Annotated in this window: 7 protein-coding genes; 2 read left to right on the forward strand and 5 right to left on the reverse strand. The window is 71.0% G+C overall.

All coding sequences use genetic code 11. The features are described from left to right. Positions 1-208 precede the first annotated feature (208 nt). From ACGFIM_RS36830 to ACGFIM_RS36845, 4 genes are all read right to left on the reverse strand, one after another. The gene (locus ACGFIM_RS36830) at positions 209-1,513 is read right to left on the reverse strand and encodes an MFS transporter (protein WP_393210612.1); all 1,305 of its coding nucleotides are present in this window, start codon (positions 1,511-1,513) and stop codon (positions 209-211) included. A 384-nt stretch (positions 1,514-1,897) separates the two neighbouring features. Further along, the gene (locus ACGFIM_RS36835; protein ID WP_393210615.1) at positions 1,898-2,251 is read right to left on the reverse strand and encodes a nuclear transport factor 2 family protein; all 354 of its coding nucleotides are present in this window, start codon (positions 2,249-2,251) and stop codon (positions 1,898-1,900) included. A gap of 27 nt (positions 2,252-2,278) precedes the next feature. After that, a complete protein-coding gene (locus ACGFIM_RS36840; protein WP_393210618.1) occupies positions 2,279-2,680 on the reverse strand; it encodes a hypothetical protein in 402 nt (133 codons plus the stop codon). 197 nt (positions 2,681-2,877) lie between these two features. Further along, positions 2,878-4,539 (reverse strand): class I adenylate-forming enzyme family protein, encoded by a 1,662-nt coding sequence (locus ACGFIM_RS36845; RefSeq protein ID WP_393210621.1) that lies wholly within the window; start codon positions 4,537-4,539, stop codon positions 2,878-2,880. Positions 4,540-4,837: 298 nt separating this feature from the next. On the opposite strand from ACGFIM_RS36845, the gene ACGFIM_RS36850 reads away from it, so the two are divergent. Together ACGFIM_RS36850 and ACGFIM_RS36855 are read left to right on the forward strand one after the other, a co-directional pair. After that, on the forward strand, positions 4,838-6,463 hold the full coding sequence (locus ACGFIM_RS36850) for an endo-1,4-beta-xylanase (protein ID WP_393210624.1): 1,626 nt from the start codon (positions 4,838-4,840) through the stop codon (positions 6,461-6,463). Positions 6,464-6,652: 189 nt separating this feature from the next. Continuing rightward, positions 6,653-9,667, forward strand: coding sequence for an alpha-mannosidase (locus ACGFIM_RS36855; protein WP_393210627.1), 3,015 nt, complete (start codon positions 6,653-6,655; stop codon positions 9,665-9,667). Here ACGFIM_RS36855 and ACGFIM_RS36860 read toward each other — a convergent pair. Further along, positions 9,657-10,826: an ROK family transcriptional regulator gene (locus ACGFIM_RS36860; RefSeq protein ID WP_393210630.1), complete on the reverse strand. Its 1,170-nt coding sequence runs from the start codon at positions 10,824-10,826 to the stop codon at positions 9,657-9,659. The genes ACGFIM_RS36855 and ACGFIM_RS36860 overlap by 11 nt on opposite strands. Positions 10,827-10,911: the final 85 nt, after the last annotated feature.

Here is a 10,911-nt window from a genome sequence, read left to right on the forward strand (position 1 = left end):
GGGCAGGCGCGAGGCCGCCTCAGCCCGCACGTCGGCTCCGCGCCGTAGGCTCGCCTCGACCTGCGGGTCTCTTCGCGCCGTAGGCCTGCCTCGGCCTGCGGGTCTCTTCGCGCTGCAGGCCTGCCTCGGCCTGCGGGTCTGGTTCCGCTGCAAACTCGTCTCGGCCGCTCGGGCGGAACGCAGGGCGCGGCATTCGCGTCCTGGCGCGTCAGGCAGGGGCTTCGGCGGTCGCGGCGGCTTCGCGGCGGGCCTTTGCCGCGAGGGCGTGCTCGTCGGTCGTGGCGTCGTAGCGGCGGAAATCGGGCAGGGCGGCGGCCAGGCCGAGGACGGCGGCGACGCACAGCACGCCGCCCGCGCCCAGCGAGAAGCGGAAGCCGCCGAGCTCGGCCATCATGCCGGCCCGCGCGTTGCCCAGCATGGGCCCGCTGGCGTACGAGAGCAGCTCGATGCCCGCGAGGCGGCCGCGCAGCTCGGGCGGGATGGTCTGGTTCCACATCGTCATGCGGAAGATGCCGCTGATCATGTCGGCGGCGCCCGCGAGGGCGATGCACACGACGATCACCCAGATGTTCGGGGCCAGCGCGGTCAGCGCCACCGCGACACCCCAGAGTGCGGCGGCCACGATCACGCCGAGGCCGTGCCGCCGTACGCGGGCCGTCCAGCGGCCGGTGAGCGAGGCGATCAGCGCGCCGACCGCGGAGGCGGAGTACAGCAGCCCGAGCGCCTGGGGCGCCTTCAGCTCGGCGGCGATGAACGGGAACAGCGCCGTCGCCATCGCGAAGATCATGGCGGCCATGTCCACCAGGTACGTGCCGACGAGGTCCTTGCGGCTCACCGCGTACCGCATGCCCTCGACCAGCGACCGCAGCGAGGCGGGCGCGGCGTCCGCGGCCGGGGGCAGCGAGCTGACCCGCCACAGCAGCAGCATCGACAGCAGGAAGGACAGCGTGTCGATGACGTAGGCGGAGGTGACGCCCCAGGCCGTGATCATCAGGCCGCCGAGCGCGGGGGCGACGATGGCGCCGAAGTTCCACCGCAGGCTCGACAGGACGGCCGCGGCGGCCTGCTGGTCATGCTTGACGACCTGCTGGATCACCGCCTCCAGGCTCGGACGCTGGAGGCAGCCGATGCCGGTGGAGACGGCGCCGATGACGTACAGGACCCAGGTCTGCGGACTGGGCAGCATGGAGTTGACCATGAGAGCGGCCGAGGTGACCATCAGGCCCAGCTCGCTCATCACGATGATCTTGCGGCGGTCGAGGGCGTCGGCGATGGCGCCGCCCCACAGCCCGCACACCACCATCGGCACGAACTCCGCCAGGCTCACCAGCCCGACCGCGACGTAGGAGTCGGTGAGCTGCTTCATCTGGTACGGCACCGCGACCGTCGAGATCATCGTGCCGAACATGGTGATGACCCCGGACCCGAAGAGCAGCCGGTAGTCGCGGGAGTCGCGCAGCGGGCTCACGTCCAGCGCGAGGTGGCGGAGCAGGCGCTTCAATGCTGATGGCACGAGTGAGAATTGTCCGTTATCGCGCGTGGCCTGGGCAAATCAATAAACCGGGTGGTTTCGGGGCGGGTTTCTGCCCGGCCTTCGCGTCCTGTCCGGCCTGTCGTGTCCTACCCGGTCTGTCGTGTCCTGCCCGGTCTGGCGTCGTCTGTCCGGTCTCCCGAGGCTCCGGGCATCGCTTCGGCTCGCGGGGTGTTCTTCGGCTTGCGGGGCGTCAGGCTCGGGAGTGCTGCCCCAGCCCAGGGGATCGGGGGTGCGGGGTGTGCTGCTCCGGTCCAGAGGTGGCGAAAGGTTTGCGGGGTGCTGCTCTGGTCCGGAGGGGGAGGGGGTGGCGGGGACAAGCCGGGAAGGGGCCCGGGTCGCACTTTCCCGGGCCCCTGTGCGGCGTCAGGACGGGGCCTTGTCCAGGAAACCCAGGACCTTGCGGATGCGGCCGTCCTCGGCCAGCTCCACCACGTCGAACCCGACGGCGACCGGCTCCCCGCCCTCGGGGCCGAGGTGCCAGGTGAAGCGGGCGATGTGGTGGTGGCTGTCGTACAGGTCGCCGGGGGTGAAGACGAGGCCGGGGAACATGCCCTGCGCGGCCTCGATCACGGCGGCGATCCCGGCGTGGCCGGAGACGTCGGCGAGCGGGTCGGTGTAGGTGCCGTCCTCGGTCCACAGCTCGGCCACGGCCTTGGCGCGGGCCTCGGGGTCGGTCTCGTTCCAGCAGGCGATGTAACGGTCGATCAACGTGCTCATGACGGGTCTCTCCTCGTGTAGGTGATCTCAGTGGCTCTTGCGCAGGCCGGTGATCTGAAGCTCGGCGAACACGGCCACCACCAGGGCCTGGGCGATCGCCCAGACCGCGCCGACCGTGGTGAGGCCGGCCGCGCCGGTGACGACGGCGGCCACGCTGCCCAGGGTCCAGGCCACGTTCACGGCGATGACGGCCCTGGTGCCGGCCGGGCTGATGGCGCGGCGGGTGGCCAGGACGGCGACGGCGGCGGCGTAGACCAGCAGGAAGGCGCCGATACCCCGCAGCAGCGCCGCGTCCGGGCCGAGCAGGGCGCCGATGGGGGCGGCGAAGGCGAGGTAGGCCAGCCCGTTGACGCCCGTGACGGCGGCGTCGGCGGCCAGTGCGAGACGCAGGAACTTCGGACGGCCGGTGGTGATCGGCAGGGCGGTCATGGTCGGCTCCTTCGCGGTGACCTCGTTCGTGCTGACACCGGTGACGATGTCAGGACGCGGGTAGCCGCCTCGATTACCCGCCGGGTAAGCGGGAGCGGGGAAAGGCCATCCGACCAGGGGAGACGCACCTGCTGTGAGGCCCGTCACAGCGCGCGGCGGCTCCCGGACGTGACCGGGAGCCGCCGCGAAACCGGAGGTCAGGCGCCGAGGATCTCGCGGCGCAGGTGGGTCTTGAGGATCTTGCCGCCGGGGTTGCGGGGCAGCTCGTCCTCGCGGAACCAGTAGTGCACGGGGATCTTGAACTTGGCGATCCTGGAGGACAGGAACTCGCGCAGCTCGTCGGGCGTGACCGAGGAGCCGGGCACGAGGCGGAGCACCGCGCCGACCTCCTCGCCCAGCTCGTCGTGCGGTACGCCGATCACGGCCGCGTCGTCCACCGCGGGATGCTCGAACAGGGCGGCCTCGACCTCGGCGCAGTAGACGTTCTCGCCGCCCCTGATCACCATGTCCTTGGCCCGGTCCACGATGTAGACGAAGCCGTCCTCGTCGATCCTGGCCAGGTCGCCGGTGTGCAGCCAGCCCTTCACGAACGTCTGCGCGGTCGCCTCCGGCTTGTTCCAGTAGCCGAGGATGACGTTGGGTCCGCGTACGCACAGCTCGCCGACCTCGCCGGGCGGCAGCTCCTTGCCGGCGGGATCGACGACGCGCACGTCCACCACGGGCGAGGGCAGGCCGATGCTGTCGGGCTTGGCGCGGTAGTCGGCGCCGCCGTTGCCAATGGCGAGGGCGCTGGTCTCGGTCATGCCGTAGCCGTTGGAGGGCGCGCGGTCGGGGAGGTTCTCGGTGATGCGCTCCAGCAGCTTGGGCGGTGCGGGCGCGCCGCCGTAGCCCAGGTTGACCAGCGAGGACAGGTCGTACTTGCCGAAGTCGGGGTGGGACATGAGCTGCCAGGCGTTGGTGGGCACGCCGATCATGGTGGTGACGCGTTCGCGCTCGATGAGCCGCAGCGCCTGCTCGGGGTCCCACTTGTACATCAGCACCAGCCCGCCGCCGCTGAACATGGCGGTGGTCATCGCCGAGAAGCAGCCGGTGACGTGGAAGAGCGGCACGGTGAGCAGGGTGATCCTGCGGGTGCTCGCGGCCTGGGAGACGTCCTTGCCGGCCAGGGCGACGGCGCGCATGAGACCGTAGGCGACCGTCATGGGGGCCTGGCCGATGTTGCGGTGGCTGCCGAGGGCGCCTTTGGGGCTGCCGGTGGTGCCGGAGGTGTAGAAGATCGTCGCGGGGTCGTCGGGGGCCAGTTCCACCTGGGGGAGCGCGGCGTCGGCGGTCACCTCGCCCAGCACGTCGGCGAACGCGCGCGCACCGGCCGGCGGCTCGCCTCTGGTGACGATCATCGGCACGCCGGTCGGGGCCAGCTTGGGCGCGCGCTCGCCGTCGGCGATCAGCACCTTGGCGCCGGAGTCGCGCACCCCGTAGGCCAGCTCGGGCTCGGTCCACCAGGCGTTGAGCGGGACCGCGATGGCGCCGGTCGCCAGTACGGCGGAGAAGGAGATCACCCATTCCGGGTAGTTGCGCATGGCCACCGCGACCCGGTCGCCCTTGGTCACTCCGTAGTCGTCCACGAGGCGGCGGGCGAGGGTGGCGGCGCGGCGGAAGTGCTCTTCGAACGTGATGTGCTCGTCCTCGTAGACGAGGAAGACCTGGTCGCCGTGGTTTCTGCTGGTCTCCAGCAGCGCCCGGAAGTCCGGCGGGGCGTGCTTCCACGTGCGAACGCCGGTGTCGCCGATCTCCTCCATCTCGAAGAGCTGGCCTGGGCCGGTGAGCTGCGCCTGGACCTGGTCATGCGAAAGAGACATCCGCAGTACTCCCGCAGTGGACGATTGTTCCGGTCCTCACAGTACCGACCGGCCGGTACGTAGCGCTAGACGGCCGACCCTAGGCCTTTCGGCGATGAAAGTTTCATAGCGGTGCCGATATTTTCTGCCTGCCAACTGCTCCTTTAGCTCCGGCTCAAGCGCTTTATTGACCACTGACGAGCATGTCAATACCGTCTGCACAACGGTCCCCACGGGGCCGAAACTTTCGGAATCGAGTGCCTGCCTCCGGAGGTAGATGTCCGTGCATTCGTCCTCGCTCCCCAGAGCCCTCGCGTTAGTGGGGTTACTCGCAACCTTCCTCCTTCCCGCCGTCTCGGCGGAGGCATCGGCGCCCCTGCGTACGCACGCGGCCGCCAAAGGCAAGTTCATCGGCGCGGCGCTCGCCACCGGCCCCCTGTCGAACGAGACCGCCTACCGCGACATCGCGGCCACCGAGTTCAACCAGGTGACCGCCGAGAACGCGATGAAGTGGGACTCCACCGAGCCCAACCCCGGCCAGTTCACCTTCTCCGGCGCCGACGCCATCGTCGACTTCGCCGTCCAGAACGACCAGCAGGTGCACGGCCACACGCTCGTCTGGCACCAGCAGACCCCCGGCTGGGTGCAGGGCCTGAGCGCCGGCGCCATGCGTGAGGCGATCGAGAACCACATCTCGGCGGTCGTCGGCCACTACGCCGACAACCCGGCCGTGGTCTCGTGGGACGTCGTCAACGAGGTCTTCGAAGAGGACGGCAGCTTCCGCAGGTCGTTCTGGTACAACACGCTCGGCGAGAGCTACATCGCCGACGCCTTCAGGGCCGCGCGCGCCGCCGACCCCGACGCCCGGCTGTGCATCAACGACTACAACGTCGAGGGCATCAACGCCAAGAGCACCGCGATGTACAACCTGGTCCGCTCGCTGCGCCAGCAGGGCGTGCCGGTCGACTGCGTGGGCTTCCAGAGCCACCTGGCCATCCAGTACGGCTTCCCGAACGACCTGCAGCAGAACCTGCAGCGCTTCGCCGACCTCGGCGTCCAGGTGCGCATCACCGAGCTGGACGTGCGCATGCAGATGCCGCGCGACTCCTCCAAGGACGCCACCCAGGCCACCTACTACCGCAACGTGGTCAACGCCTGCCTGGCGGTCCAGGCCTGCGCCGGCGTGACGATCTGGGGCTTCACCGACAAGCACTCGTGGGTGCCCGACACCTTCGGCGGTGAGGGCGCGGCGCTGATCTACGACGAGAACTACCAGAAGAAGAGCTCCTACGACGCCGTGCACGACGCGCTGGCGAGCGGCTCCGGCACGGACGACACGACGCCGCCGACCACGCCGGGCACGCCGACGGCGAGCAACATCACCTCCAACTCGGCCACGCTGTCGTGGAGCGCCTCGACCGACAGCGGCGGCAGCGGCCTGGCCGGCTACAACGTCTATCGCGAGCAGGGCTCGACGGACACCCTGCTCGGGCAGACCTCGACCAACTCGATCAACCTGACGGGGCTGACGCCGAACACGGAGTACGAGGTGTACGTGCGGGCGCGTGACGGCGCGGGCAACCTGTCGGACGCCTCACCGACCGTCACGTTCACGACCGAGGACGGTCCCAGCGGCGGCGGTGGCTGCACCGCCACCGGCACCGTGCAGTCCGAGTGGCAGGACGGCTACGTCGTGCAGCCGGTGACCGTCACCAACACCGGCACCACGGCCATCGACGGCTGGACGGTGACCTTCACCCTGCCCTCCGGGCACACCCTGGCCGGGTCGTGGAACGCCACCGTGACCGTCAGCGGCCAGACCGTCACCGCCACGAACGCCTCCTACAACGGCAACCTCGCCCCGAACGCGAGCACCGAGTTCGGATTCCAGGTCAACCGCCCGAACGGCGACACGCAGACGCCTTCCGGCTACACCTGCGCCTGATCGGGGATCCCCTGGGGCCTGCCCGACTGCCCGCCCGGCAAGCGGTGACCGCCCCAGGGGATTCCTCCCTTTTGGCGAAGAAGAGTGGGCGTTGCCGGAAATGATGGGGATGCATAACGTGCTGCTGGTACCCGCCTTACCGGCGGGGAACCGGTGGCTTACGTCCCCATCTGCTGAGGAGCCTGCCTGATGCATGACGACCGCACGCTGGTCGAAGCCCGCTTGAAGCGCGTACTGACCGAGCGGATCCGCCCCGCGATCTACCCTGAGTCGGTGCCGCTGGAGGTGGGTGTATGGCACGCGCCGGGCGAGCCCGTGCCCGTGGCCGAGGGCCTGGCCGCGCCGCGCGAGCCGATCGCGGTCGGCACGCCATGGGGCCCGCCGTGGGGCACGAGCTGGTTCACCGTGACCGGCACCGTGCCGGAGGAGTGGCAGGGCAGGATCGTCGAGGCGGTGCTCGACCTCGGCTTCAACCCCGAGAAGATCGGCTTCCAGTGCGAGGGCCTGGTCTACCGGCCCGACGGCACCCCGGTCAAAAGCCTCAACCCGCGGACGCAGTGGGTCCGTATCGCGAACCCCGCCCAGGGCGGCGAAGAGGTGTGCCTGCACATCGAGGCCGCCTCCAACCCGATCATCCTCGACTACCAGCCCTTCAAGCCGACGCTGCTCGGCGACAAGGAGACCGCCGGCACCGAGCCGCTCTACCGGCTGGCCCGCATGGACCTCGCCGTCTTCGACAAGACGGTGTGGGAGCTGGCCATGGACCTGGAGGTGCTCGGCGACCTCATGCACGAGCTGCCGGTCGACAGCGGCCGCCGCTGGGAGATCCTGCGCGCCGTCGAGCGCGCGCTGGACGCGCTCGACCTGCAGGACGTGGGCGGCACCGCCGAGGCGGCCAGGGCCGAGCTGACCGGCGTGCTGTCCTCGCCCGCCGAGCCCTCGGCGCACCGCATCAGCGCCGTCGGGCACGCCCACATCGACTCCGCCTGGCTCTGGCCGCTGCGCGAGACCGTGCGCAAGGTGGCGCGCACCGCGTCCAACATGACCGCGCTGCTGGAGGAGGAGCCCGACTTCGTCTTCGCGATGTCGCAGGCCCAGCAGTGGGCCTGGCTCAAGGAGCACCGGCCCGAGGTGTGGGCCAAGGTCGTCAAGGCGGTGGCGACCGGCAGGTTCGTGCCCGCCGGCGGCATGTGGGTGGAGTCCGACACCAACATGCCCGGCTCCGAGGCGATGGCCCGGCAGTTCGTGCACGGCAAGCGCTTCTTCATCGAGGAGTTCGGGGTGGACAACGAGGAGGTGTGGCTGCCCGACACCTTCGGCTTCGCCGCCGGACTGCCGCAGATCATCAAGGCGGCCGGATCGAAGCGGCTGCTCACCCAGAAGATCTCGTGGAGCCAGACCAACACGTTCCCCCACCACACGTTCCTGTGGGAGGGCATCGACGGCACCCGGATCTTCACCCACTTCCCGCCCATCGACACCTACAACGCCCAGCTGCGCGGCGGCGAGCTCGCGCACGCGGCCCGCAACTTCAAGGACAAGGGCGCGGCCAGGCACTCGCTGGCCCCGACCGGGCACGGCGACGGCGGTGGCGGCACCACCCGCGAGATGGTCGCCCGCGCGGCCCGCCTGCGCGACCTGGAGGGCTCGCCCACCGTCACGTGGGAGACGCCCGCCGAGTTCTTCGCCAAGGCCGAGGCCGAGTACCCCAACCCGCCGGTCTGGGTGGGGGAGCTGTACCTGGAGCTGCACCGCGCCACGCTGACCAGCCAGGCCAAGACCAAGCAGGGCAACCGGCGCAGCGAGGCGCTGCTGCGCGAGGCCGAGCTGTGGGCGGCGACGGCGGCCGTGCGGACCGGGGCCGACTACCCGTACGAGGCGCTCGACCGGCTGTGGAAGACGGTGCTGCTGCACCAGTTCCACGACATCCTGCCCGGCTCGTCGATCGCGTGGGTGCACCGGGAGGCGCGCAGGACGTACGAGCTGGTGATCGAGGAGCTGAACGGCATCATCGACACCGCGCAGCGCGCGCTGGCCGGCGAGCCCACCGGCGGCACGCTGGTCTTCAACGGCGCCCCGCACGAGCGCCACGGCGTGCCTGCGGGCGGCGCCGCACCCGAGGCCCCGGCCGCCGCCGTGCAGGTGAGCCCTCGCGAGGGCGGCGGGTTCGTGCTGGAGGACGGGCGGCTCAAGGTCGAGATCGACGGGCGCGGCCTGGTCGTCTCCGCCTACGACCTGCGGGCGGAACGTGAGACGGTGCCGCCGGGGCGGGCGGCCTGCCTGCCGCAGCTCCACCAGGACTTCCCGAACAAGTGGGACGCCTGGGACGTCGACGAGTTCTACCGCAACACGGTGACCGACCTGACCGAGGCCGACGACGTGCGCCTCGACGGGGCCACGGTGGTGGTCGAGCGCTCCTTCGGCAAGTCGTCGCTGACCCAGCGCCTCACGCTCGCCGAGGGCCGGCTGGAGATCGACACCGAGGTCGACTGGCACGAGACCGAGAAGTTCCTCAAGCTGGCCTTCCCCCTCGACGTGCGCGCCGACCGGTACGCCGCCGAGAGCCAGTACGGCCACACCTTCCGCCCCACCCACACCAACACGAGCTGGGAGGCCGCCAAGTTCGAGGCGTGCAACCACCGCTTCGTGCACCTGGAGGAGCCCGGCTGGGGCGTGGCCATGGTGACCGACTCCACCTACGGCCACGACGTCACCCGCGACGTGGACGAGCACGGCACCACGACCACGCTGCGCGTCTCCCTGCTGCGCGCGCCGCGCTTCCCCGATCCCGAGACCGACCAGGGCCTGCACCGCTTCCGCCACGCGCTGGTGCCGGGCGCCTCGATCGGCGACGCGGTGCGCGAGGGCCACTTCATCAACCAGCCGGAGCGCAGGGTGCCGGGATCGGCCCCGGTCGAGCCGCTGGTCACGGTGGACGACGACGCCGTGGTGGTGACCGCGGTGAAGCTGGCCGACGACGGCAGCGGTGACGTGGTGGTCCGTTTCCACGAGTCGCGCGGTGGCCGGGCCCGCGCCACCCTGCGGCCGAACTTCCCGGTCGCCGAGGTCGTCACCACCGACCTGCTCGAGCGGCCGACGGGCGAGCCGGAGCGGCCCGGCGCGGCCATCCCCGTCTCGCTGCGCCCGTTCGAGCTGGTCACGCTGCGTATGAAGCGGGCCGCCCGACCGGCCGTCAGCCGCTGAGCAGCGTGCCCAGGCGGGGCGCGTAGGTGGCGTGGAAGACCAGGGAGGCCGCACCGATCGCGGCGGCGTCGGCCGCGATCGGTGAGGTCTCCACGCGCACGGCGTGCAGCCGCCTGGCCATCGACCGCTCCGCCACCGCCCGCGCGATCGCATCGCGGTAGATGCCGCCCACCTCCCTGAGCGCGGGACCGCCGAGCACGAGCAGGTCGATGTCCAGCATGTTCACCACGCTGACGGCGGCCACCGCCAGCCGCTCGGCCACCCGTTCGATCACCGCGCGCGCCTGCGGTTCGCCGCGCGCCGCCGCCGCGCACACGGCCGCGTGGTCGGCGCCGCCCGCCGCCGCCTCGATCGCGCTCGGGCAGCACACCGCCTCCACGCAGCCCCGGTTGCCGCAGTAGCACTCGGGGCCGTCCGGCTCGACGGTGATGTGGCCGAACTCGCCGGCGTTGAGCGATCTGCCGCGATAGACCTGGTTGTCGAGGAAGAGCCCGCCGCCGATGCCTGTGCCGAGGTAGAGGTAGGCGAAGCTGGGCGCCGAGCGCGCGATGCCCGCCCACCGCTCGCCGATCGCCGCCGCCGTGGCGTCGTTGTCCACGGTCACCGGGAAGCGGGTGTACTCCTCGAGTAACGCCTTGATCGGCGTGCCGGCCCAGGCGGGCAGCCGGGGCGGGCTCACCATCGCGCCGTCGGCGTCGAGCGGCCCGGGGCAGGCGAGCCCCACCCCGAGCACCTTGCCGTCCGGCACCCCGGCCTCGCGCAGGATGCGGCGCGCGGCCCTGGCCATCTGCCTGACCACCGCGTCCGGCCTGGCCTGCGGGCGCACCGGCAGGTGCAGCCGGGCGACCGGCCGCCCCGCCAGGTCGGCCAGCACGCACGACAGCGCCTTCGGATCGAAGTGCACGCCGACCGCGTAGCCGGCGCGGGCGTCGACCCGCAGGATCGTGGCCGGTTTGCCCCCACGCGACGGCGCGGAGCCGTCCTCGACGACCAGGCCCTCCTCCAGCAGCCTGCGTACGATCACCGACACCGTCTGCGCCGTCAGTCCCGTCACGGAAGCGACCTGGACACGGCTGATCCCGTCGGATGCCTGGATGGCCTCGAGGACCACGGCCCGGTTGTAGCTGCCGACCTTGGGCAGGTTGGTGCCCTGCTGCATGTGAGTAATGTCACCACAGAGTGTTGACTTAGTAAATCAAAAAGATTTACGTTCTCCGCAACCCACAGGCAACAAGGGGAGGCCG

Source organism: Nonomuraea sp. NPDC049309 (assembly GCF_043196965.1).
In the GTDB taxonomy this organism is placed as follows: domain Bacteria; phylum Actinomycetota; class Actinomycetes; order Streptosporangiales; family Streptosporangiaceae; genus Nonomuraea; species Nonomuraea fastidiosa.

What these genes read in the sequence shown, in the direction of transcription:
- ACGFIM_RS36835 (WP_393210615.1), bottom strand. Translation starts at nt 2,251, where the DNA reads ATGAGCACGTTGATCGACCGTTACATCGCCTGCTGGAACGAGACCGAC.
- ACGFIM_RS36855 (WP_393210627.1), top strand. Translation starts at nt 6,653, where the DNA reads ATGCATGACGACCGCACGCTGGTCGAAGCCCGCTTGAAGCGCGTACTG.
- ACGFIM_RS36845 (WP_393210621.1), bottom strand. Translation starts at nt 4,539, where the DNA reads ATGTCTCTTTCGCATGACCAGGTCCAGGCGCAGCTCACCGGCCCAGGC.
- ACGFIM_RS36840 (WP_393210618.1), bottom strand. Translation starts at nt 2,680, where the DNA reads ATGACCGCCCTGCCGATCACCACCGGCCGTCCGAAGTTCCTGCGTCTC.
- ACGFIM_RS36860 (WP_393210630.1), bottom strand. Translation starts at nt 10,826, where the DNA reads ATGCAGCAGGGCACCAACCTGCCCAAGGTCGGCAGCTACAACCGGGCC.